Source organism: Streptomyces sp. NPDC056987 (assembly GCF_042673865.1).
Classification (GTDB): Bacteria; Actinomycetota; Actinomycetes; order Streptomycetales; family Streptomycetaceae; genus Streptomyces.
Map to the genome: position 1 here is coordinate 405,386 of NZ_JBHURV010000002.1, position 20,707 is coordinate 426,092.

General features: G+C 71.8%; 25 protein-coding genes. 16 read left to right on the forward strand and 9 right to left on the reverse strand.

Translation table 11 applies throughout. From position 1 onward, the window contains the following. Nucleotides 1–17 precede the first annotated feature (17 nt). On the forward strand, nucleotides 18–587 hold the full coding sequence (locus ACFTZC_RS04130; RefSeq protein WP_382886606.1) for a flavin reductase family protein: 570 nt from the start codon (nucleotides 18–20) through the stop codon (nucleotides 585–587). Between the two features lie 51 nt (nucleotides 588–638). Here ACFTZC_RS04130 and arfB read toward each other — a convergent pair whose 3' ends face one another. After that, the gene (gene arfB, locus ACFTZC_RS04135) at nucleotides 639–1,067 is read right to left on the reverse strand and encodes an alternative ribosome rescue aminoacyl-tRNA hydrolase ArfB (protein ID WP_382886607.1); all 429 of its coding nucleotides are present in this window, start codon (nucleotides 1,065–1,067) and stop codon (nucleotides 639–641) included. Between the two features lie 181 nt (nucleotides 1,068–1,248). Here arfB and ACFTZC_RS04140 point away from each other — a divergent pair, with 181 nt between their 5' ends. After that, on the forward strand, nucleotides 1,249–1,824 hold the full coding sequence (locus tag ACFTZC_RS04140; RefSeq protein ID WP_365815297.1) for a TerD family protein: 576 nt from the start codon (nucleotides 1,249–1,251) through the stop codon (nucleotides 1,822–1,824). Between the two features lie 113 nt (nucleotides 1,825–1,937). After that, a complete protein-coding gene (locus ACFTZC_RS04145) occupies nucleotides 1,938–2,435 on the forward strand; it encodes a hypothetical protein (protein WP_365815301.1) in 498 nt (165 codons plus the stop codon). 277 nt (nucleotides 2,436–2,712) lie between these two features. Here ACFTZC_RS04145 and ACFTZC_RS04150 read toward each other — a convergent pair whose 3' ends face one another. Then, a complete protein-coding gene (locus ACFTZC_RS04150; RefSeq protein WP_365815303.1) occupies nucleotides 2,713–3,384 on the reverse strand; it encodes a pentapeptide repeat-containing protein in 672 nt (223 codons plus the stop codon). Nucleotides 3,385–3,507: 123 nt separating this feature from the next. On the opposite strand from ACFTZC_RS04150, the gene ACFTZC_RS04155 reads away from it, so the two are divergent. Both ACFTZC_RS04155 and ACFTZC_RS04160 read left to right on the forward strand, forming a co-directional pair. Continuing rightward, the gene (locus ACFTZC_RS04155; RefSeq protein ID WP_382886609.1) at nucleotides 3,508–4,716 is read left to right on the forward strand and encodes an FAD-dependent oxidoreductase; all 1,209 of its coding nucleotides are present in this window, start codon (nucleotides 3,508–3,510) and stop codon (nucleotides 4,714–4,716) included. 84 nt (nucleotides 4,717–4,800) lie between these two features. After that, on the forward strand, nucleotides 4,801–5,811 hold the full coding sequence (locus tag ACFTZC_RS04160; RefSeq protein WP_382886611.1) for a zinc-binding dehydrogenase: 1,011 nt from the start codon (nucleotides 4,801–4,803) through the stop codon (nucleotides 5,809–5,811). Between the two features lie 37 nt (nucleotides 5,812–5,848). Here ACFTZC_RS04160 and ACFTZC_RS04165 read toward each other — a convergent pair whose 3' ends face one another. Continuing rightward, a complete protein-coding gene (locus ACFTZC_RS04165; protein WP_382886613.1) occupies nucleotides 5,849–6,409 on the reverse strand; it encodes an ATP-binding protein in 561 nt (186 codons plus the stop codon). On the opposite strand from ACFTZC_RS04165, the gene ACFTZC_RS04170 reads away from it, so the two are divergent. Next, nucleotides 6,390–7,187 (forward strand): ISAs1 family transposase, encoded by a 798-nt coding sequence (locus tag ACFTZC_RS04170; protein ID WP_382886615.1) that lies wholly within the window; start codon nucleotides 6,390–6,392, stop codon nucleotides 7,185–7,187. The genes ACFTZC_RS04165 and ACFTZC_RS04170 overlap by 20 nt on opposite strands. On the opposite strand, the gene ACFTZC_RS04175 is transcribed toward ACFTZC_RS04170, so the two are convergent. Further along, nucleotides 7,170–8,057 carry an enoyl-CoA hydratase/isomerase family protein gene (locus tag ACFTZC_RS04175; protein ID WP_382886617.1) on the reverse strand — a complete coding sequence of 296 codons (888 nt, stop codon included), beginning with the start codon at nucleotides 8,055–8,057 and terminating at the stop codon, nucleotides 7,170–7,172. The two genes, ACFTZC_RS04170 and ACFTZC_RS04175, sit on opposite strands and share 18 nt — an antisense overlap. A gap of 70 nt (nucleotides 8,058–8,127) precedes the next feature. On the opposite strand from ACFTZC_RS04175, the gene ACFTZC_RS04180 reads away from it, so the two are divergent. Both ACFTZC_RS04180 and ACFTZC_RS04185 read left to right on the forward strand, forming a co-directional pair. Next, nucleotides 8,128–8,550 carry a MerR family transcriptional regulator gene (locus ACFTZC_RS04180; RefSeq protein ID WP_359306506.1) on the forward strand — a complete coding sequence of 141 codons (423 nt, stop codon included), beginning with the start codon at nucleotides 8,128–8,130 and terminating at the stop codon, nucleotides 8,548–8,550. Between the two features lie 1,070 nt (nucleotides 8,551–9,620). Next, nucleotides 9,621–11,093: an MFS transporter gene (locus ACFTZC_RS04185; protein WP_382886755.1), complete on the forward strand. Its 1,473-nt coding sequence runs from the start codon at nucleotides 9,621–9,623 to the stop codon at nucleotides 11,091–11,093. A 60-nt stretch (nucleotides 11,094–11,153) separates the two neighbouring features. On the opposite strand, the gene ACFTZC_RS04190 is transcribed toward ACFTZC_RS04185, so the two are convergent. Both ACFTZC_RS04190 and ACFTZC_RS04195 read right to left on the reverse strand, forming a co-directional pair. Then, a complete protein-coding gene (locus ACFTZC_RS04190) occupies nucleotides 11,154–11,627 on the reverse strand; it encodes a GNAT family N-acetyltransferase (protein WP_382886619.1) in 474 nt (157 codons plus the stop codon). 25 nt (nucleotides 11,628–11,652) lie between these two features. Then, complete coding sequence (locus tag ACFTZC_RS04195; RefSeq protein ID WP_382886620.1) at nucleotides 11,653–12,567, reverse strand: aminoglycoside phosphotransferase family protein; 915 nt, start codon at nucleotides 12,565–12,567, stop codon at nucleotides 11,653–11,655. Here ACFTZC_RS04195 and ACFTZC_RS04200 point away from each other — a divergent pair. Then, nucleotides 12,566–13,186: a rhomboid-like protein gene (locus ACFTZC_RS04200; RefSeq protein ID WP_382886622.1), complete on the forward strand. Its 621-nt coding sequence runs from the start codon at nucleotides 12,566–12,568 to the stop codon at nucleotides 13,184–13,186. The genes ACFTZC_RS04195 and ACFTZC_RS04200 overlap by 2 nt on opposite strands. On the opposite strand, the gene ACFTZC_RS04205 is transcribed toward ACFTZC_RS04200, so the two are convergent. Further along, entirely contained in the window at nucleotides 13,137–14,009 is an 873-nt protein-coding gene (locus tag ACFTZC_RS04205) for an MBL fold metallo-hydrolase (RefSeq protein WP_382886624.1), read from the reverse strand. The genes ACFTZC_RS04200 and ACFTZC_RS04205 overlap by 50 nt on opposite strands. 140 nt (nucleotides 14,010–14,149) lie before the next feature. Between ACFTZC_RS04205 and ACFTZC_RS04210 the strand changes: the two genes are divergently transcribed. Then, nucleotides 14,150–14,779, forward strand: coding sequence for a TetR/AcrR family transcriptional regulator (locus ACFTZC_RS04210; protein ID WP_382886625.1), 630 nt, complete (start codon nucleotides 14,150–14,152; stop codon nucleotides 14,777–14,779). Nucleotides 14,780–14,867: 88 nt separating this feature from the next. Next, on the forward strand, nucleotides 14,868–15,266 hold the full coding sequence (locus ACFTZC_RS04215; RefSeq protein ID WP_382886627.1) for a hypothetical protein: 399 nt from the start codon (nucleotides 14,868–14,870) through the stop codon (nucleotides 15,264–15,266). A gap of 82 nt (nucleotides 15,267–15,348) precedes the next feature. Here ACFTZC_RS04215 and ACFTZC_RS04220 read toward each other — a convergent pair whose 3' ends face one another. Then, complete coding sequence (locus ACFTZC_RS04220; RefSeq protein ID WP_382886629.1) at nucleotides 15,349–16,206, reverse strand: SDR family oxidoreductase; 858 nt, start codon at nucleotides 16,204–16,206, stop codon at nucleotides 15,349–15,351. A gap of 106 nt (nucleotides 16,207–16,312) precedes the next feature. Further along, nucleotides 16,313–17,800, reverse strand: a complete 1,488-nt coding sequence (locus ACFTZC_RS04225) for an MFS transporter (RefSeq protein WP_382886630.1) — start codon at nucleotides 17,798–17,800, stop codon at nucleotides 16,313–16,315. Nucleotides 17,801–18,000: 200 nt separating this feature from the next. On the opposite strand from ACFTZC_RS04225, the gene ACFTZC_RS04230 reads away from it, so the two are divergent. The 5 genes from ACFTZC_RS04230 to ACFTZC_RS04250 all read left to right on the forward strand — a co-directional run bounded on the left by ACFTZC_RS04230 (nucleotide 18,001) and on the right by ACFTZC_RS04250 (nucleotide 20,667). Continuing rightward, nucleotides 18,001–18,552: a MarR family winged helix-turn-helix transcriptional regulator gene (locus tag ACFTZC_RS04230; RefSeq protein WP_382886631.1), complete on the forward strand. Its 552-nt coding sequence runs from the start codon at nucleotides 18,001–18,003 to the stop codon at nucleotides 18,550–18,552. 62 nt (nucleotides 18,553–18,614) lie between these two features. Beyond that, a complete protein-coding gene (locus ACFTZC_RS04235; protein WP_382886632.1) occupies nucleotides 18,615–19,331 on the forward strand; it encodes a response regulator transcription factor in 717 nt (238 codons plus the stop codon). 100 nt (nucleotides 19,332–19,431) lie between these two features. Beyond that, nucleotides 19,432–19,635 carry an antitoxin gene (locus ACFTZC_RS04240; RefSeq protein ID WP_365815334.1) on the forward strand — a complete coding sequence of 68 codons (204 nt, stop codon included), beginning with the start codon at nucleotides 19,432–19,434 and terminating at the stop codon, nucleotides 19,633–19,635. A 238-nt stretch (nucleotides 19,636–19,873) separates the two neighbouring features. Next, nucleotides 19,874–20,209 (forward strand): metalloregulator ArsR/SmtB family transcription factor, encoded by a 336-nt coding sequence (locus ACFTZC_RS04245; RefSeq protein WP_365815349.1) that lies wholly within the window; start codon nucleotides 19,874–19,876, stop codon nucleotides 20,207–20,209. Then, nucleotides 20,206–20,667, forward strand: coding sequence for an ATP-binding protein (locus ACFTZC_RS04250; RefSeq protein ID WP_382886634.1), 462 nt, complete (start codon nucleotides 20,206–20,208; stop codon nucleotides 20,665–20,667). The genes ACFTZC_RS04245 and ACFTZC_RS04250 overlap by 4 nt, the downstream gene beginning before the upstream one ends. Nucleotides 20,668–20,707: the final 40 nt, after the last annotated feature.

Below are 20,707 nucleotides of genomic sequence, written 5' to 3' on the forward strand. Positions count from 1 at the left end.
AGGCTAGCGTCTACCCCGTGTCCCAGACGAGTCCCGCACCCCGCACCGAAGCCGTCCCCCATGCTGAGGGGGTGAGCAACGACGAGTTCCGCGCGGCCCTCGCCCGGCTGGCCGCGGGCGTGGTGCTGGTGACGGCGCACGAACCGGCCCTGACCCCCGACGGCCCGCGCGGCGAGGACGCCGGGATGACGGCGACGGCCTTCCTCTCGGTCTCGCTGGACCCGCCGCTGGTCCTGGTCAGCGTCCGCAACGGCTCGCGGATGGACGACCTGCTCGCCGAACAGCCGCTGTGGGCCGCGTCCTTGCTCTCCGAGAACCAGCGGCACATCGCGGGCCGGTTCTCGATGAAGGGACGGATCAGCGACCGGCTCCTCTTCCAGGACCTCCCGTACCGGCGCGGCGAGGTGAGCGGCGCGCCGCTGGTGGAGGGGGCGCTGGCGACGCTGGAGTGCCGTACGGAACAGCGGGTCGAGGCGGGTGACCACACGCTGGTGATCGGGCGGGTGCTGACGGCGCATCTCACCGCCGGGGACGGCGGCCCGCTGACGTACTTCAAGGGCCGCTACCGCCAGTTGGGCCAGGGCTGACCGCAGCGGGCGCCCATGCCCGCACACACCTCGTCCGGCCCTGTCCGGCCCCTACCAGTCGCGGCCGGTACGACCGCGCTTCGTCTGGGCGCGCTGCTTCTTCTCGCGCAGCCTGCGCTCGTTGATCCCGCGCGGGATCTTCGTCTTGCGGCGGGGGCGCGGCGGCGGGGCCGTCGCCTCGGCGAGCAGGGCGGCGAGCCGTACGGACGCCGTCTCGCGGTTGCGCCACTGGGAGCGGTGCTCCGACGCGCGTACGGTGAGCACGCCACCCACCAGCCGGTTCGCCAGCCGTTCCAGCGCGCGCTCCTTCCAGACCGGCGGCAGGGCCTCCGTCCTGGCGAGGTCGAAGCGCAGCTCCACCTGCGAGTCACTGGTGTTGACGTGCTGGCCGCCGGGCCCCGACGAGCGCGAGAAACGCCACATCAGCTCGGCCTCCGGCAGGGAGACCGAACCGCGGATGACATGAGGAGGCCCGGACATGTCCCCATGGTCGCGTGCCGGCGCCCCTCGCGTCATCTCCTTAAACGGTGCCGCCGTCACCCTCCTCGGTAAAGAAAGTAAAGGGGGGCGGAACCTCCGGGACCTCTGCCCGCGTTATGCCGGATGACGGTAGCTTCGGGGCCGACTCGAAGCCCGCACATGACAACGAAAGGGACATCCCATGGCTGTAAGCCTGTCCAAGGGCGGCAACGTCTCACTCACCAAGGAGGCGCCCGGCCTCACCGCCGTCACGGTCGGCCTCGGCTGGGACGTCCGCACGACCACGGGTACGGACTTCGACCTCGACGCCTCGGCGATCGCGGTGAACGACGGCGGGAAGGTCTTCTCGGACGGTCACTTCGTCTTCTTCAACAACAAGGCGACGCCGGACCAGACGATCGTCCACACCGGTGACAACCGGACGGGCGAGGGCGACGGCGACGACGAGGCGATCAACGTCAACCTGGCGGGCCTGCCGGCGGACATCACCAAGATCGTCTTCCCGGTCTCGATCTACGACGCCGAGACCCGCAGCCAGAACTTCGGCCAGGTGCGCAACGCGTACATCCGCATCGTGAACCAGGCCGGCGGCGCGGAGATCGCCCGCTACGACCTGAGCGAGGACGCGGCCACGGAGACGGCGATGGTCTTCGGCGAGCTGTACCGCAACGGCGCGGAGTGGAAGTTCCGCGCGGTCGGCCAGGGGTACGCCTCGGGCCTGGTGGGCATCGCGACGGACTTCGGCGTCAACCTCTGATCATGGTTGACGGATCGGGGACACGGTCACCGATCACTGATCCCTGACGTCCGGCGCAGGGCCCCGGCTCCGGCCGGGGCCCTGCGCGGTCCCGGCCGTGGGACCATCGGGGCGTGCTCGACATCGGCTACTCCCTCTCCCGGCGCTTCCCGGATCCCCCGCAGACCGACTACCGCCGCGCGGAGGTCAAGGAGCTGCGGCACGATCTGTTCTGCGGGGACGTCTATCTCGCCGACACCTCCGCCGACCGTGAGGTGTCCACCGCGTGGGGATGGGTGCCCGTACTCGACTTCGCCTGGGCCCTGTGCGACATCGTCGAGCGGATCGACCAGGACCCGCGCGGCAGCCGTTCCGCCACCCCGCAGTACGCCGAGCTGGACTTCACGGAGTCGGCGGACCGGATGTTCTTCCGGCGGCGCTTCGGATGGGTCGACATCGAGGCCGACTGGATGCACGGCGACGAGCCGCCGCTCACCTTCAGCCACCGGCTGCTGCGCCGGGAGGCGCGCGACTTCCTGCACGACCTGATCGCGGACCTCACCGATCTGCACGACGGACTGGCCGACAACCCGGCCGTCTGGGACCTCCAGAGCCGCTTCCCCCGCTGCTGAACACAGCCACCGCAGTCACTCACCGCAGCCACCACAGGGCCGTCGCACAGTCGTCACACAGCCCACTCATGGTTCCGCGCGTGCCCATGCGTACATCGCGCTTCCCGGGGCAGATGCAGTCTGCCGGGGCACTGCCAGGGACGCGGGCGACCGCATCCTCCCCCCACCCACATGGCGTGCCGCTGGAGTAGCGCGTGGGCCTCGACCTCTCCCCCCAGGTCGGGGCCCATGGCGTTTCCGGGCGGCCGGGCCACCGGGGGCCGGGCGGCCGGACCGGTCAGTCCTCCACCCGCACACCGATCTGCGCCGCGAACGCCGGTGCGAGATGCAGCAGTTGCGCCGAGCTGATCACCGCTCCCGCCAGCCGGTCAAGACCCCGGGCGATGTCCAGCTCGGCGACCGTCCGCAGATCGACGTCCTTCATCCGGACCCCGCTCAGATCGGCCCGCCGGAGCACACAGTCCCGGAACTCCACCCGCTCCAGCTCCGCTCCCCCGAAGTCCGGCTCGGCCAGCACACACCCCTCGAACACCACATCCTTCAACCGCGCCTTCCGCAGATTCAGGTAGTCGATCTTCCCGCCCCTGATCAGCACCCGCTCCAGCGTCGCGCCGTGCAACTGCGTGCCGCCCAGCCGCGCGTCCACCACCTCCACATCGCGCAGGGACGCCCCCGACAGGTCCGTACCCACGCCCCGGACACCCGACAGGACACAGTCGACGAACCGCGCCCGCGCCAGCCCCGTCTCGTCCAGCGCGCACTCCCGCAGCGCGCAGTCGATGAACCGCCCGCCAGGCCCGTCCTGCCCGCCCAGGTCCAGGCCCTGGAACTCCAGGCCGTCGTAATCCCCGTCCGGCTCCAGATCACCGCCGTACGGGCTCAGCGGCGGAAGCCGCACCTCCGCCCGCCGCGCCGCAGCCGTCCCGCTCTTCGCCGTCTTCCTCGCCATGCCCCCATGGTGGCCTACGGCACTGACAACACCCCCGATGTCACATCCGACAGGCCACCTCACGTCACCTTGGTGAGCGCGCCGCCCGGCACGCGACCACGCGAACGAGGGAGAGAGGCCACCATGGTCAGCAGCCCCAGCCCCGTCCCGAGCCCCAGCCTCGGCCCGAGCACCGGCATCACCGTCGTCGGCGGCGGACTCGCCGGGCTCACCGCCGCCATCACCGCCGCCGAGGCGGGCGCCCGTGTCACCCTCCACGAGGCCCATCGCACCCTCGGCGGCCGGGCCAGAACCGCCGAAGGCCCGTACGCGGCCAACGAAGGACCGCACGCCCTCTACCGGCGCGGGCCCCACTGGCACTGGCTCAAGCAGCGCGGGCTGCTCGGCCCCCTGGCGAACCCTCCCCTGCGCGAGGCCGCCCGCTTCCGCTTCCACCACGGCGGCGCGCTGCGCCGTACCCCGCCCGTCGGTCTGTTCGCCCTCGCCCGCCGCAGCGCCGAACAGGCCCCCACCGACGTGGACTTCCTCACCTGGGCCACCGAGCGGGCCGGTCCCGCGACCGCCCGCGCCGCCGCGCACTACGTCGCCGTGGCGCTCTTCCACCACGACCCGGGCTCGCTCTCCGCCGCCTTCGTCCAGGAGCGGCTGCGGCGCGCCGCCGCGCTGCCGCCGGAGGCCACGTACCCGGCCGGCGGCTGGGGCAGGCTCACCGAGCGGATGGCCGGACACGCCCGGACCCTGGGCGTACGTATCGAGACCTCCGCCCGGGTCGACACCCTGCCCGACGGCCCCGTCATCGTGGCGACGTCCCTGGACGCGGCCCGGCGCCTCCTGAAGGACGACGGGCTGCGCTGGCCCGGCGGGCGTACGGTCCTGCTCGACCTGGCGCTCCGTACCCGCCGGGGCGACCCGTTCGTCGTCTCGGACCTGGACGCCCCGGGGTGGCTCGAACGGTTCACCGCGCAGGACCCGTCCCTCGCCCCGGCCGGCGAACAGCTCGTCCAGGGACAGATCCCGATCGGCCCCGGCACACCCCGGGCCGAAGGGCTCGCCCGCGCCGAGCACCTGCTCGACCTCGGCTTCCCCGGCTGGCGCGAACGCACCGTCTGGCGGCGCGAGGCGCTGGCCAACGGCCGTACGGGCGCGGTCGACCCGCCGGGCACCACCTGGCGGGACCGGCCCCGCATCGACCGGGGCGGGACCGGCGTCTTCCTCGCGGGGGACCAGGTGGCGGCGCCGGGAGTCCTCTCCGAGGTGGCGTTCACCAGCGGGATCACGGCGGCGTCGCTGGCGCTCAAGGCGCTCGCCGGGATTCCCGCCGGCGGCGCTTGACCTCAAGGGAACTTGAGGTCGGAGGCTGGGTGCCGCCCGGGCCGCCCGTACGCGCGCCCGCCCACCGACCTCAGGGAGCCCGCCATGCACGCCGTCCGCCTCCACGCCTTCGGCCCGGCCGAGAACCTGACGTACGAGCACACCGAGGACCCCGTCCCGGCCCCCGGCCAGGTCCGTATCGCCGTCGCCGCCGCCGGGGTCCACGTCCTCGACACCGCGCTGCGCCAGGGCATGACGGGCCCGTACCCCGCCCCCGTCGAACTGCCCACGATCCCCGGCCGGGAGGTCGCCGGAACGGTCGAGTCACTCGGCGAGGGCACGGACCCGGGCTGGCTCGGCAAGCGGGTCGTGGCACACCTGGGGATGGTCCCGGGCGGATACGCGGAACTCGCCGTCACCGACGCCGCCCGGCTCCACGAGATCCCCGCCGGGCTGGACGAGGCCGAGGCCGTCGCGATGATCGGCACGGGCCGTACGACGCTGGGCATCCTCCAGTTCGCCCGGCTCGGCCCGGAGGACATCGCCGTCGTACCGGCCGCCGCCGGCGGGATCGGCACGCTGCTCGTGCAGTACGCGAAGAACGCGGGCGCCGCCGTCATCGGCCTGGCGGGCGGCCCGGCCAAGGTCGCCCGCACCGCCGCGAACGGCGCGGACCTCGCCGTCGACTACACGCTCCCCGACTGGCCCGAGCAGGTCCGCGCCCACCTCCGCGACCGTCTCGGCGGCCGGGGCGCCACCGTCGTCTTCGACTCGGTCGGCGGCGCCACGGGCCGCGCGGCGGTGGACCTGCTCGCGGAGGGCGGGCTGCATCTCGTCTTCGGCTGGTCGGGAGAAGGGCTGCTCGACGGCTCGCCGCTCACCTTCACGGAGGAGGAGCTGACGGAGCGCGGCATCACCTCCGAGTCCGTACTGGGCCCGGTGATGATCCAGAAGGCGGGCGGCGACCTCCGCATCCTGGAGGAACGCGCCCTGGCAGAGGCGGCAGCCGGCCGACTGCGCCCCGCCGTACAGCGCTTCCGCCTGGCCGACGCCGCATGGGCACACGGCGCGCTGGAGACGCGCGGCACGATGGGCAAGGTGGTCCTGGAGCCGTAGCAATCCCGGCTTCTTCATAGGCGGCCCAGATACGCGGTCAGGCCGCCCAGCGACGCGGAGTACACGTACCGACACCGGAACCCCGGCCCGCGCCCGCGAAACGGTGCGCGGCGCCGAAGCCCCAGCTGCCGTGGTGGGCCTCCACCAGCCCCGGGACACCTTCGAGCGCGTCCAGACGGCGTTCGTCGCACACGGCGGCGAGGCGAGGGTGGGTGTGGACGGCGTGGGTGTCGTGGACGGTGATCCGCAGGGCGCCCTCCGGGTCGTGGTGGAGGGCGAGGTGGACCTGCTCACCGGAGGCGGTGAAACGGCAGGCGTACGCGACGAGTTCACGTACGAGACGGAGCGCCGGGTCGATCAGGGCGTCGGCCACGCAGTGCACATCGAGGATGACCTCGGCGGCCTCCCGCGCGATGGCGGGCGTGGCGACGGCGGAGGGCAGGGCGAGCCCGTACCCGAGATTCCCGGGGACGGGCTCCTCGGGATCCTGCGGGAGCGGCGGGCACTGGGCGAAGCGCGGCGTGACGCATGCGGCGGGGCGGTTGTTCCGTATTCGGGCATGACAACTCCGCTCGGCGGTGGGGTGGTTTGCTCGCAAGACGCTGCGCGGCTCACACCATGCGGGCCGGGCGGCCGTCGCGCTGCTGGCGGCGATGGAGCACACCGGCGCCGTGCTCGCCCAGCGGCAGATCGCCGACAAGAGCAACGAGATCCCCGCTTTCGCCCCATTGCTCAACACCGTAGACCTCACCGGCTTGGTGGTCACCGCCGACGCCCTGCATACCCAGCATGACCATGCCACCTACCTGCGCGAACGTGGTGCCCACTACCTCGCGATCGTCAAGAGGAACCATCCCGCGCTCTACGCCCGCGTCCGCCGGCTCCCGTGGCGGGACATCGCCCTGGACCACTACCAGCGCACCCGCGCCCACCACCGCATGGAGATCCGCAGGCTGAAGACAGCCGCGTTCACCCACCTCGACTGCCCCGACGCGGCCCAGGCCCTCCAAGTCGTGCGCTGGCGACGCGAGTCGGGCACCGGCAGGCTCACCATCGCGCGTGTCTACCTGATGACCAGCCTCAAGCCCGGCGAGGCCACCGGTGAACAACTCGCGGCCTGGATCCGCGGTCACCGGAGCATCGAGAACCTCCTGCACCACGTCCGGGACCGGACCTTTCGCGAGGACGATTCCAAGGTCCGCACCGCGCACTTGCCACGCACCATGGCCGGCCTGCGGAACCTCGCCCTTGGCGTCCACCGTCAGGACGGCCGCACCAACATCGCGGCCGCCCTCCGCCACACCGCACGCGACTACAAGCGCCCCCTGACCGCACTCGGACTCGCCGGACGAAAAGGATCAATCGGATTCGCGTGATACCCGAGTGGCAGCCTTGTCCGAAAGGTGCGGCGTCACTTCTTGCTGGGCCTTGTTGAGGATCTCTTCCAGGCGGAGTTCGCCCTCGCGGGTCTGCACACCGGCGGCAAGCAGCTTGTGGGCGGTCGCGGCAACCTCGGGGAAGGAGAGCCGGGCGGCGAGACTGCTCTCTGTAGCCAGGTCCCGTTTGGTGTAGTCGGCCGCGTCGACGGCCGTCTTGACGATGCCGATGACGGTCGGGCCCAGAGCAGCGATGCGGCGCGCGAGCACGGTGACGAATGTGTCGAGTTCGTCCGCCGGAAGGGCGCGGTTGACGAGACCGTAGCGCTCGGCCAGCTCCGCGTCGGCCAGCTCGCCGCCGAGGATCAGTTCGAGTGTGCGGGCGCGGCCGATGAGGGAGGTCATGTACTGCGTGCCTCCTCCGCCTGGGTAGATGCCCATCAGAGTCTCCGGCTGCGCCTGTCCAGACGTTCCGATCGCCGCGAAACGCATGTCCAGCGCCATGACGAACTCGTTGCCGCCGCCACGCGCGAAGCCCGCGATCTTGCCGATGGTGACCTGGGGCAGTGACCGGATCTCCTCGTTCACGGCCTGCACCACGTTGGTTCCGGTGGGCAGGTCACCGCCGGCGGACATCAGCGCCGGATCGGTGAGGAAGCGCATGTCACCGTGTGCGATGAAGAACTGCGGGTCGGCGCTCTCGAACACGATCACCCGTACCGTGTCGTCGGTACGGACCTGGGAGGTGAAGGCCATCAGCTCCTTGATGAGCTCGCCGTCGAGCAGGTTCAGAGGCGGATGATCGATTATTACGGTCGCGACACCGTGTCGGATGTCGACGCTGATGGCAGACAGGTTCGAGTAGGTCATGGAGGTACGCTAGAACTTCACATCCATGTGAAATTCAACTGTTTGTGACGACGAACACACCGGAGACCGGATGCGGATCGGAGATCTGGCGGCGCGGACCGGGGTGAGCACCCGCTCCCTGCGCTATTACGAGGAGCAGGGCCTGCTCGACAGCAGCCGCAGCCCCGGTGGTCATCGCCACTACGGAGAGGAAGCTGTCGACCGGATCGCGTACCTGCAGCGGCTCTACGCGGCGGGTCTGTCCAGCCAGACGATCGTCAGCCTGCTTCCCTGCCTGCACTCGCCCAGCACCGCCACCTCCGACGGGGCTTTCGACCGCCTGCTCGAAGAACGCGACAAGCTCATCACGCACATCTCCGGGCTCACACGTACCCTGGAGTCCCTCAACGAGCTCATCGCCGCCAACCGCGCACACCGCCCCGCTTCCGTCACCGACCCGGACCCCGGACAACCCGACGAGACGGCGCAGGACCCCGCCCACCTGTCTCGGTGAGCGTCGACGCGTCTGCCGTACAGAACGACAGCCGAGATCGCTCGCCGCCCAGCCTTCGCACCCGGCGAGCCTCGAGTCCCGCGCCAGCAACACCGCCCTGTGAAAAATGCCTTAATTCGACTTAAATCAACTCAAAAAGCAAACACGCAAAACCCTTGCCTGTGCGAGCAACTGCCTTCGCGAAAAGTGGAAATGGTCCGCAACCGACGCGCCACGACCACACATCACACACCACGGATTCTGGTAGAGGTACGCGCGGCGGATGCGCGGCCAACTGCACCCGTAAGCGGTCGTCCCCGGTGTCACACGTTGCTTTGTCGTTGCCCGCTCATGGGCCGCACAACGGCCACCCGTGGTCAACTCGGGGCACCCGGGGACTGAGCAGGGGGGGGCGAGGCCTTCGGGGCACCGGGCGACCTCCGAACAGAGTTGGGTACGGACCGGCAATGCACAGTGCACCAGCCGGTGTACGTACACCTGACTTGGTGGATACACCGGTTACACCACGTACACCGCTTGCCGCGGGCGGCCTCGCTACATGGCTCGCCAATCGCTAGCACCGAACCCCGCCGGCTGCCACGGACAGTCGGGTCGGGGCAGCCGAGGACAGAGCAGGGGGCGGGGTCTGCGCGGTGTGGGGGCACCTCCTGTCCACCCAGATGTGCAGAACGTCAAAGTTGGACCCGCGGTTTTGTACACAAACGGCCCGCCGCGTCCCCGCCGTACGAGAGGCGGGCGGGGCGGATCCGTGGTCTCCTGTCCAGAGATTGTCCGAGCTTGCCACAGATCATCCGGATACTTGTGCGGAGAACTGCGCAGAAATCCCATGCGGCGCTGCTGCGGAGCCACTGCGAGGGAAGTACGCGATGAGCGACCCGGCGACACCTGGCGCCCCGAACGGCTCAGGGCCCGGCACCCCGGACAGCTCTGACGCCCGAGCCGGCTCGGGAGCCGACGCCCGAGCAGGCTCAGGATCCGGCGCCCGAGCGGGTTCGCAGGCCGCCGCCCCGGCCGGTACCTCCGACACCGATCCCGAGGCGCACCGCTGGTGGGGGCTCGCCGTCATTGCGATGGCGCAGCTCATGGTCGTGCTCGACGCCACCATCGTGAACATCGCCCTGCCCTCCGCCCAGCGCGAGCTGGGGCTCACCAACGGCAACCGGCAGTGGGTGATCACCGCCTACACCCTCGCCTTCGGCGGGCTGCTGCTGCTCGGCGGCCGGATCGCCGATCGCGTCGGGCGCAAGCGCACCTTCATCATCGGCCTCATCGGCTTCGCCGCCGCCTCCGCGCTCGGCGGCGCCGCGCAGGGTCCCGCCATGCTCTTCGCCGCCCGCGCCCTCCAGGGCACGTTCGCGGCGATCCTCGCGCCCTCCGCGCTCTCCCTGCTCACCACCACCTTCCGCGACGGCAGGGAGCGCGCGAAGGCGTTCGGGATCTACAGCGCCATCGCGGGCGGCGGAGCCGCCATCGGGCTGCTGCTCGGCGGCGTACTCACCGAGTTCCTGTCCTGGCGCTGGTGCCTGTACGTGAACGTCCCCATCGCCGTGCTCGCCGTCACCGGCGCGTTCGCGCTGCTCCACGACCGGGCCGGGCACAAGGAGTCGCGCCTCGACATCCCGGGCGTCCTCCTCGGCTGCGGCGGGCTCGTCGCCCTCGTCTACGGCTTCAGTGAGGCTCAGTCCTCCGGCTGGTCGTCCCCGCTCGTCCTCGGCCTGCTCTGCGGCGCCGTGGCGCTCCTCACCGTGTTCGCCTGGTGGCAGACCCGCGCGCCGAGCCCGCTGCTGCCGCCGCACGTCATCCGGGACCGCAACCGGGGCGGCTCCGTCCTCACCATGTGCCTGACGACGATCGGCATGTTCGGGCTGTTCCTGTTCCTGACGTTCTTCCTGCAGAACATCCTCGGCTACTCGCCGCTCAGGACCGGCCTGGCCTTCCTGCCGATGTGCGCGATGATCATCATCGGCTCGACGCAGATCGCCGCCCGGCTGCTGCACTTCGTACCGCCGCGCCTGCTCATGGGGCCCGGCCTGCTGCTCGCGGCGGGCGGGCTGTTCACGCTCACCTTCATCGACACGCACTCCAGCTACGCGGCCCACATCCTGCCCGGCACGCTGATGCTCGGCCTCGGCATGGGGCTGACCTTCCTGCCCGTCATGTCGGTCGCCACGTCAGGGGTCGCGCCGAAGGACGCCGGGGTGACCTCCGCGACCGTCAACACGGCGCAGCAGGTCGGCGGCTCCATCGGTACGTCGCTGCTCAACACGGTCGCGACGACCAGTACCGCCGCCTATCTGACGGGCCGCCTCGCCGCGGCGGCGCGCCAGGGCGGCATCACCCCGGCGAAGAAGACCGCGCTGGTCAACACGGCCACGGTCCACGGCTTCACCGTCGCCATCGGCTGGGCGGCGCTGATCCTGGTGGCGGCGGCGGTCCTCGCGATGGTGCTGGTCACCGCGGACGCACCGCGCCGACGGGAGCGGAGCGCGGACACCGCCCCGGCGGACGCGGAAGGCCCGCGAGGCGCGGCCGGAAGCGCATGAGCCGGCCGCCGCCCCCAGCCGCCCCCGGCCGCCCCCGGCCGCCCCCAGGTCGCAGGCGAGTCAGCCGCGCCCCAGCGCGTCCAGCGCCGCGTCCGTCAGCCGGAACACCGTCCACTCGTCCTGCGGGAGCGCCCCCAGGGACCGGTAGAAGGCGATCGACGGCTCGTTCCAGTCGAGCACCGACCACTCCAGGCGCTCGTAGCCGCGCTCCACGCAGATCCGGGCCAGCTCCGCCAGCAGCGCCTTGCCGTGGCCGCCGCCCCGGCGGTCGGGGCGTACGTACAGGTCCTCCAGGTAGATGCCGTGCACCCCGCGCCAGGTGGAGAAGTTCAGGAACCAGAGCGCGAACCCGACCGGCTCGCCGTCCTCCGTCTCCGCGAGGTGCGCGAAGGCCGCGGGGCGCTCCCCGAAGAGCGCCTCGTGGAGCTGTTCCTCGGTCGCGCGCGCCTCGTGCGGGACCTTCTCGTACTCCGCGAGCTCCCGGATCATCGCGTGGATCACCGGTATGTCGGCAGGTGTGGCGGTACGAATCATGCTCCCAGCCTGCCCTCTCCCCCGGTCAGCGCGCCAGCAGCGCCCGACCGATGGACACCTGCACGGGATCGGGTTCCCGGTCCCCCGCCCGCAGCTGCCACAGCAGGTTCTGGAGGACGCGCCCCAGCGTCCAGGCCCTGGCGGCGCCCCGGTCCAGGCCCAGCGCCTCCGTCAGCAGGTCGAAGCGCCACAGGGTGTCGTCCGGGTCGAAGCGGTTGCGGAGCGCGGGCATCAGCTCGAACCCCGGGTCGCCCGCCAGCGGCTTCGGGTCGATCGCCAGCCAGGGCTCCCGGTCCGCCGCGAGGATGTTCTCGAAGTGCAGGTCCCAGTGGAGCAGCCGGTCGCCGGGCGCGTCCGCGACCTCCCGTACCGCCGCCGCGCAGTCCAGCACCAGCCGCCGGTCGGGACCGGCCGGCAGGGCCGCCGCCCGCGCGGGCGTCTCGTCGAGCATCCGCGCGGCGATGTCCCCGAGGCGGCGCAGCTCCGGCGGGGCGGGCGCCGCGCTCAGCCGCGCCAGCAGCCCGGCGAGGACCGGCATGGCCGCCCGCGGTTCCAGCGTTTCGAGGTCGCGGGTGCCCAGCCGCTCCAGCAGCAGGGCGCCCGTCGTACGGTCGTACCGCAGCAGCCGTACGGCGCCGTCGCCGCCCCAGGCGCGCAGCGCCACCGGCTCGCCGGCCGTCTCGTCGTCCACCGCCTGGAGTTTGAGCATCGCGGGCGTGCCGTCCTCCTCCGCCACCGGCAGCACCAGCGCGCATCTGCCGCTCAGCGAGGGGCCGTCGACCCGCAGCCGCCAGCGCGCCAGCAGTTCGGCGGCCATACCCGGCAGCGCGGCGACGAACGCCCGGCCCTCGGGGCCGTTCCACGTCGCCTGCCGTTCCGCGAACTCCTCCGGGATGTCGATCACGGCTCCGATCCTAGAGCCGTGGGTGAATCGCCCCATGCGCCGTTTCCTCAGGGCCTGGGCCAGGATCCGCGACTGGATCACGAGTGCTCCCGGCACCTATCTCTGGCTGGCCGCGCTCTTCGTCACGACGGTCGCGCTGCACCAGATGTCGCCGGATTTCGAGGAGGACTTCCTGCGGCAGCGCTCGACCAACATCCACGAGCTGTCCACCGACCCGCTCCGGGTCCTCATCGCCAGCGCGTTCTGGATCGACGGCGGTACGTGGCTCCCGTACGCCGTGCTCTACACGGTGTTCCACGCCCCGGCCGAGCGGTGGCTCGGGACGCTGCGCTGGCTCGCGGTCGTCGTCCTCGCCCATGTCGGCGCCTCGCTGATCAGCGAGGGGGTCCTCGGCTGGGCCGTCCGCCACGGGAACGCGGCGCCGTCGGCGGTCAACACCCTGGACGTCGGGGTGAGTTACGCGCTCGCCGGGGTGATCGGCGTTCTCACGTACCGGATTCCCCGGCCCTGGCACCTATCGTATCTCGCCGCGGTCCTGATCTTCTTCGGCACGCCGTTGTTCGTCGGGCGTTCCTTCACCGATCTGGGCCACTTCGCGGCCGTGCTCATCGGTCTCGCGTGCTATCCGCTGACGCGGGTGGCGGGCCGACGGTGAACGTGGCTCCGGGCTCCGCGTGCTCGACCGGCCCGGCGAACCGGGCGGCGGCGCGCGTCACCGCCTGCCGCGGGGTGAGGAAGCGGCCCACGTGCGTGACGATCAGCCGGCCCGCGCCGGCCGCGGTCGCGGTGTCGCCGGCGTCCTCCGGGGTGTGGTGCACCGCGGCGCCCTCGGCCGGCGGCCGGTCGCTGTCGGCCTCGCAGAGCAGCACGTCGCACCCGGCGGCGAGGCGGGTGAGGGCCGCGCACGGCGCCGTGTCGCCGGAGTAGACCAGCGAGGTCACGCCTCCCCGCGCCGTCTCCTCCCTGGTCTCCGCCCTCGTCGCCTCCCCCGTTCCTTCCCCCGTCCCCGTCTCGATCCGGACGGCGAACGCCGGGATGCCGTGCGACACCGCCCCGGTCGTCAGGGTGAGCCCGCCGACCACCGCCCGGTGCCCGTCGTACAGCTCGTGGACGGCGAAGGCGGACTCGACGGGGCTGCGCTCCGCACCGTTGGTGAGGAAGTGGGCCAGCCGGTCGGCGATGCCGGGCGGGCCGAACAGCGGTATGGGCGCGCGGAGTTGGATGTCCGCGAAGAGCGCGCCGTAGTAGGCGGTGAGCAGGTCGGCGCTGTGGTCGGCGTGCAGATGCGAGATCCAGATCGCGTCCAGCTCGTCCAGCCGTACGTGCCGCTGCAACGGCGCCAGCGTCCCCGTACCGGCGTCCACCCACACCCGGGTGGCACCGCTGGACACCAGATAGCCGGAGCACGGGTTGTCCACGCTCGGGTACGGCGTCGCGCTGCCCAGAACGGTGAGGAGGAGAGGCCCGTCGCTGCTCATCACACGATTCTAGGACGGGCCGCAAGCGCACGCCCCGACGAGCAAGAGACGAGCGAACCGCGACCAACGGACCGGCTCCGAACCGGTCATGACGGTCCGACTACGCTGGTCCCGTGGTTCCCGGACGATGGAGTGTGAGCATGAGCGCTGGTCGGACAGCGGCGGTCCAGCAGGCGGCGCCGGTACGGGCCGGGCACCGGCTGGAGATCGCCCGCGCCGCCACCGAGCTGTTCACGGCCAAGGGGGTCGAGCACACCTCCCTCGCCGACATCGCCGACTCGGCCGGCATCCCGACGAGCACGCTGTGGAGCCACTTCACCTCCAAGGAGGAGTGCGTCGCGCCCCTCTACTCCTTCGGTACGGAGCGGATCGCCCGGCGGCTCGACACCTGGCCGCCGGACCACCCCCTCATCGACGCCTTCGACGCCTTCGACGGCGAGGACTGGCTGACACCGCCCGGCAGCAACGGCGAAGTGACCCTGCTCGCCGTCCTCGACGCGCTGCGGCTGACCCGCGACGAACCCGGGCTGCACGCGGTGTGGATACGTGAGAGCTTCGCCGCGCTGCCGCTCGTCGCCCGCGCCCTCGCCGCCCGTTCGGGCCGCGCGGAACCGGGGCTGGACGCCACCGTGCAGGCGGGCATGCTGCTCTCCGCGCTCCAGCTCGCGCTCCGGGCGTACGCCTGGACGCCCCCGGAGGCGCGCCATGTCGACCTCGTGGAAACCCTCCTGGAAGCGGTACGGGTCGCGATGCGCGGCCTGCCCGCCTGACGGTCCGTCCGCCGATCCGTCCGCCGATCCGCCTGACATTCGGCCGATCCGCTGGCTGCGCCCCTTTCCTGTCGCTACGGTGCCTGACATGGACTCCAAGGACGAGCACTCCGACGAGCACTCCGCCGAGCACTTCAAGGACGAACGATCCGCCGAGGACTGGCCTCTCCCGCCCTCCTGGATGTGGGGCTGCACGGAGTGCACCGTGCTGTACAAGGCGATGAAACGGGCTCCCGAGGTGGTGAACGCGGCACGCGCGGCGGGCGAACCGGGCATCGACTACGACCCCATGGACACCGTGGTGACCACGCAGATCCGGCTCGCGCGGCACATCGCCACCGACCACGCCCAGGACGTCCCGGCCGTGGACGAGAGCTGCGACCGGTGTGTGTCGGACATCAGCGCCAAGCAGTTCCCCGCCGTACTCATGCTGGAGCACCGGGCCCGCCACCTCTTCGCGCCACCGAGCATCGCCGGCCTGATCTGACGCCCGCGACCGCGACCGGCGTACACCCCAGGCCCACCGGCGCCCGGCGCCCGCCTTCCGGCGACCGGCGTACGGCGACCGGTCACCGGAAGGCGGCGGCGTTCTCCCCGGCCCACTGCCGGAACGTCCTGGCGGGGGCGCCGGTGATCCGTACGACGGTGTCGCGCACCTTCAGCAGCTCGTCGTTGACGTCGCCGCCCGTCACGTCGAGCACCGCGTCCGCGGCCTCGTCGCCGAAGAAGGCGGCCAGCCGGCGGTGCGCCTCCCGCCGGCCGGTCTCCACGCACGGCACGTCCCGCCCCAGGGCCGCCGCGATGGCCCCGACCTGCTGCCGGGCCGAGACCGGCGCCGGCCCGGTCAGCTCGTACGTACGCCCGTGATGCCCCGGGCCGGTCAGCGCCACGCGGGCCACCGACGCGATGTCCGCCGGGTGGACGGTGGGGAGGCCGGTGTCCGCGTAGGGCACGCGGACCGTTCCGCGGGCGCGGACGGTGTCCGCCCACAGCAGGGCGTTCGAGGCGAACTGCGTCGGCCGCAGGATCGTCCACGCCATACCGCTCTCCTTGAGCGAGCGCTCGACGGCCAGATTCTCCCGGGCGGGGCCCAGGTGCGGGTGGGTCAGGGCGGTGATGGACGACACCAGCACCACCTGTTCCACACCCGCCGCCCGGGCCACCGCGAGGATCTCCGCGTCCGCCCCGGCCCGCGGCACGACGCGCGACACGAGGAAGAGCGCCCGCACCCCCGCCAGCGCGGGCTCCAGCGACGCCGTACGGGCGAGGTCGCCGCCGAAGGCCTCGACGCCGTGCGGGATCCCGCCCCCGGCGCGGGCCCGTTCGGGATCACGGGTGAGCGCGCGCACCGGCCCCGCGCCCGCCGCCCGGAGCTGCCGGAGGAGGGCGCTGCCGATGTTTCCGGTGGCGCCGGTCACGAGGATCATGAGGTCTGCTCCTGTCGTCGAGCGGTGCTCGGTGGGCGGTGCCCGGTACGCCACGAACGTAGAACCTCGACCAAACTTCAGGTCAAGCAGACCTCGGCCCCCGGCCTCACTTGGTCGCCCCGGAGACCTCCGCCGGCTGGCCGGCATGTCCCGCGGCGGCCGATCCCGCCGCCGGGGCGGCCGCACGGTGGCGCGGGAGGAAGAGGCAGAGGACGAAGGCGAGGAGGGCGGCGCCGCCGCCGATCGCCATGACCACCTTGAAGCCGTTCTCGGAGGGCAGCGCGGTGGTGCCGAGGGTGATGGTCATCTGGGCGAGGACGACACCGGCGACCGCGCTGGCGAACGACGTACCGATGGACCGCATCAGGGCGTTGAGGCTGTTCGCCGCGGCCGTCTCGGACGCGGGCACGGCGCCCATGATCAGGGCGGGCATGGCACCGTACGCGAAACCGACACCGGCACCGATGACACAGGAGGCCAGGATGAGGTGCCACACCTCGGACATCAGCAGGATGTTGAGGCCGTAGCCGGCGGCGACGATGAGGGCGCCGATCATCAGGGTGATCTTCGGCCCCTTGCTCTTGGAGATGCCGGCGGACAGCGGGGCCATCGCCATCATCACCAGGCCCTGCGGGGCGAGCACCAGACCGGTGTAGAGCATCGACTTGCCCAGGCCGTAGCCGGTGACCTCGGGGAGCTGGAGGACCTGCGGCATGACCAGGGACATGGCGAACATCGAGAAACCGAGCGCCACCGAGGCGAGGTTGGTGAAGAGCACCTGGCGGCGGGCGGTGGTACGGAGGTCCACCAGCGGCTCCGCGGTACGCAGCTCGAAGAAGCCCCACGCCACCAGGTCGACGACCGCGAAGGCGAACAGACCGAGGACGGTGCCGCTGGTCCACCCCCAGTCGCCGCCCTTGGAGATGCCCAGCAGCAGGGCGACCAGGCCGGCCGCCAGTCCGAGGGCGCCGAGCAGGTCGAAGCGTCCGCCGGTGCGCACCTTGGACTCGGGCACGAGCACCACGACGAGTACGGCGGCGACGGCGCCGAGGGCCGCCGAGGTCCAGAACAGCACATGCCAGTTGAACCGGTCGGCGATGAGGGCGGCCGAGGGCAGGCCGAGCGCGCCGCCCACCCCGAGCGAGGCGCTCATCAGCGCGGTCGCCCCGGCGAGCCGCTCGGCGGGCAGCACGTCCCGCATGATGCTGATGCCGAGCGGGATCACGGCGCCGGCCATGCCCTGGAGCACCCGTCCGACGATCATCGGGACCAGGGTGTCGCTCAGCGCGCAGACGACCGACCCGGTCACCAGCAGGGCGACGCTGACCAGCAGCATGCGGCGCTTGCCGTACATGTCCCCGATGCGCCCGGCGACCGGGGTGGCGACCGCGGCGGCGAGCAGGGTGGCGGTGACCGCCCAGGCGGTGTCCGACGCGGGGGCGTCAAGGTACTTGGGCAGATTCGGGACGATCGGGATCACGAGCGTCTGCATCAGCGAGACGACGATTCCGGCGAAGGCCAGGACCGCCACCACGGCGTTCGCCCTCGGCGGGGCGGAGCCCCCGGGGACGGGTCGGGCAAGAGTGTCGGACATGGAAGTTTTCCTCCGCGGAAGTCATCGGTCGAAGAGCCGTCGGACGGGACCCCACCCGTCCTGCTTGACTCAGGCAACCATATTCCTATTGATTGACTTAAGCAACTTTACTTAACCGTGACCGACCCTTCGGCAACCGCACCGGCGGCCGAAAATCGACACTCTTGCTTAACTCAGGCAAGTAGCTCTACGGTGGCCCCATGCCCACACCCCCACCCCCACCCCCGGAGGGCCCTCCGGCGGACCCTCCGGGCCAACCCGTACCGGCGGATCTGACGAACGAGATCGAGCGGGGCCTCACCCGCCTCACCTATCTGACCGGCCGGATCCGGCAGCACGAACACCTGAAGGCCGGGACCGGACTGCCGCTCGACCGGGCCGCCGTGGCGATCCTGCGGCACCTCGCCACCGCCACCGAACCGCCGCGCCCCGGCACCCTCGCGGTCCGGCTCTCCGTGGAGGCGTCCCATGTCGCCCGGCAGCTACGCCACTTGGAACAGGGCGGTTACGTGCTCCGGGCCCCCGACCCGGACGACCGCCGCGCGCAGCGCGTCCGGCTCACGGACGCCGGGCTGGCCGCGGTCGACCGCGTACGGGAGGTGAGCCGCCGGAGCATGGCGGGGGCCCTGGCCGACTGGTCGCCGGAGGAGCTGCGGCAGTTCGCCACCCTCTTCCGCCGGCTGGTCGACGACTTCACCGCCGGTTCCGAGGACAGCTCCGGGAACCGTGCCGATGCCCGGCCCTCCACCTGACGCCGGAACCGGCCTTCTCCCACCGGTCGCCTTACCGGCCCTCTTACACGAATGGCCTTGTCATGCAGAGCAGCCTCGAAGAGAAACCCTCACCGCGCCGCGGTGGCGGGCAGCACGTCCTGGTCGTCGCGGACGACCCCGGTGTCAGCGAACTGCTCGCCACCACCATGGAGTTGGCGGGCTACCGGGTCGGCACCGCATACACCGGCGCGGAAGGGATGGTACGGCTCACACAGCACCGTTTCGATCTGGTCGTCTGGGACGCCACGCTGCCGGACCTGGCGGGTTTCGCGCGGGGCCGCCGTGTCGTACCGGCGGACCGCCCTCCGCTGCTCTTCCTGGCCGCGTGCGACGCGCTCCCCCGTCTCGCCCGCGAACTCAGCCCGGGTGCCGAGGACTACGTCACCAAGCCGGTACGGATCGCCGAGGTGCTGGCCAGGGCCGAGGCCCTGCTGGGCGCCCGCCGCCCCGACCGGTACGAGGGGCCGCCCTGCTACGGCGACCTGGTCCTGGACGACGCCACGTGCCGGGCCCGGCGCGGGGCCCGGCCGCTCGGCCTCACGCCCGCCGAGTACCGGCTGCTGCACCACCTGATGGCCAACGCGGAGCGCGTCCTGTCGAAGGAACAGATCAGCCGGCACGTCTGGGGCGAGTTCCGGGCCGGACAGGCGATCGAGAAGCTCGTCTCGCGGCTGCGGCAGAAGGTGGACCAGGAAGAGCCCGCGCTGGTGCACACACACCGGGGCTTCGGCTACTGGCTCGGCTGCCCCGGCCACTGAACCGGCCGGTCCCGGCCATACACCGTATCCACCTGCGCCGGGGTCGATATGATCCAGTGTTGACAATCGCTTTGGGCAGCTCACACCGGAGGTCAGCCCCATGTTTGACGCGCTGAAGGACCTGAAGGACAAGGCCACGGACCTCGCGAGCGAGCATGGCGAGGTGATCGGCAACGGGCTGGAGAAGGTCGCCGACGTGATCGACGACAAGACCGACGGCAAGTACAGCGACCACCTCGACACCGGCGTCGACAAGGCGAAGGACTTCCTGGAAGGCCTCCAGGACAAGAAGTCCTCGGACTGACCCGGCCCACGGACCGCCCGGACCGCCCGGACCACCCGGACCGACCGCCCCGCCCCGCGCGGCGGCGTCACACCGGGACCGCCACACGTAACCGGCGGTCCCGGCCACCCAACCCCGCTGATTCCTGAGCTCGTTGACTCTTCCCCAGGAATTGCAAACTTCTGCAATTGCCTACATGCTGTACGGGCCGCGCGCCCCGCCGTGGGAGCGGTGCGGCCGGAGGGAGAGCGAGGGTTTCGTGGGGGTTCCGCTGTACCAGGCGAAGGCGGAGTTCTTCCGGATGCTGGGGCACCCGGTGCGCATCCGGGTGCTGGAACTCCTCCAGGACGGCCCGTTGCCCGTACGGGACCTGCTCGCCGCGATCGAGATCGAGCCCTCCGCGCTCTCCCAGCAACTGGCGGTGCTGCGCCGCTCCGGGATCGTCACCTCCAGCCGCGAGGGCCCGACCGTCGTCTACGAACTGGCGGGCGGGGACGTCGCGGAGCTGCTGCGGGCCGCGCGGCGGATCCTCACCGAGATGCTGGCCGGTCAGCACCAACTCCTGGAGGAACTGCGGGAGGCTGAGGTCCGGTGACCCGCCGCATCGCCCCGCTGCCCCACCGCCACGTACTGACCCTGCCCGCCAGACCCGCGTCCGTACGCACGGCGCGCGAGACCACCCAGCAGCTCCTGGCCGAGTGGGGCATCAGCCCGCACCACCCCGCGGTCGACCCGGCCCTGCTGATCCTGAGCGAACTGGTCACGAACAGCGTCCGGCACGCCGCGTCCCACTCCCCCCACGTCACCGTCAGCTACGCGGCGGGCTACGACACCCTCGTCTTCGCCGTCCACGACCGCCACCCTTACCAGCCCACCCTCCGTACCACTCCCACCGGCACCACCGCGGGTGCGGTCACGGGTGCGGCCACGGGCGGCGCGACCACGGGGCTGGCCACCGTCGCCGAACTCACGTCGAGCCTCGCGGGCAGCGCGGTCGTACACCAGGACGGGGACGGCGGCGGCAAGAGCATCTGCATCACGCTCCCGCTCTAGGGCCTGCCAGGTCCTGGCGCGGCAGTACGGGTGCTCCAGG

Coding starts and splice junctions, on each gene's coding strand:
- ACFTZC_RS04200 (WP_382886622.1), top strand. CDS start 12,566: ATGCGCCGTTTCCTCAGGGCCTGGGCCAGGATCCGCGACTGGATCACG.
- ACFTZC_RS04185 (WP_382886755.1), top strand. CDS start 9,621: ATGGCGCAGCTCATGGTCGTGCTCGACGCCACCATCGTGAACATCGCC.
- ACFTZC_RS04150 (WP_365815303.1), bottom strand. CDS start 3,384: ATGGCGAGGAAGACGGCGAAGAGCGGGACGGCTGCGGCGCGGCGGGCG.
- ACFTZC_RS04210 (WP_382886625.1), top strand. CDS start 14,150: ATGAGCGCTGGTCGGACAGCGGCGGTCCAGCAGGCGGCGCCGGTACGG.
- ACFTZC_RS04195 (WP_382886620.1), bottom strand. CDS start 12,567: ATGGGGCGATTCACCCACGGCTCTAGGATCGGAGCCGTGATCGACATC.
- ACFTZC_RS04240 (WP_365815334.1), top strand. CDS start 19,432: ATGTTTGACGCGCTGAAGGACCTGAAGGACAAGGCCACGGACCTCGCG.
- ACFTZC_RS04190 (WP_382886619.1), bottom strand. CDS start 11,627: ATGATTCGTACCGCCACACCTGCCGACATACCGGTGATCCACGCGATG.
- ACFTZC_RS04175 (WP_382886617.1), bottom strand. CDS start 8,057: ATGACCTACTCGAACCTGTCTGCCATCAGCGTCGACATCCGACACGGT.
- ACFTZC_RS04180 (WP_359306506.1), top strand. CDS start 8,128: ATGCGGATCGGAGATCTGGCGGCGCGGACCGGGGTGAGCACCCGCTCC.
- ACFTZC_RS04215 (WP_382886627.1), top strand. CDS start 14,868: ATGGACTCCAAGGACGAGCACTCCGACGAGCACTCCGCCGAGCACTTC.
- arfB (WP_382886607.1), bottom strand. CDS start 1,067: ATGTCCGGGCCTCCTCATGTCATCCGCGGTTCGGTCTCCCTGCCGGAG.
- ACFTZC_RS04225 (WP_382886630.1), bottom strand. CDS start 17,800: ATGTCCGACACTCTTGCCCGACCCGTCCCCGGGGGCTCCGCCCCGCCG.
- ACFTZC_RS04155 (WP_382886609.1), top strand. CDS start 3,508: ATGGTCAGCAGCCCCAGCCCCGTCCCGAGCCCCAGCCTCGGCCCGAGC.
- ACFTZC_RS04235 (WP_382886632.1), top strand. CDS start 18,615: ATGCAGAGCAGCCTCGAAGAGAAACCCTCACCGCGCCGCGGTGGCGGG.
- ACFTZC_RS04160 (WP_382886611.1), top strand. CDS start 4,801: ATGCACGCCGTCCGCCTCCACGCCTTCGGCCCGGCCGAGAACCTGACG.
- ACFTZC_RS04230 (WP_382886631.1), top strand. CDS start 18,001: ATGCCCACACCCCCACCCCCACCCCCGGAGGGCCCTCCGGCGGACCCT.
- ACFTZC_RS04220 (WP_382886629.1), bottom strand. CDS start 16,206: ATGATCCTCGTGACCGGCGCCACCGGAAACATCGGCAGCGCCCTCCTC.
- ACFTZC_RS04205 (WP_382886624.1), bottom strand. CDS start 14,009: ATGAGCAGCGACGGGCCTCTCCTCCTCACCGTTCTGGGCAGCGCGACG.
- ACFTZC_RS04140 (WP_365815297.1), top strand. CDS start 1,249: ATGGCTGTAAGCCTGTCCAAGGGCGGCAACGTCTCACTCACCAAGGAG.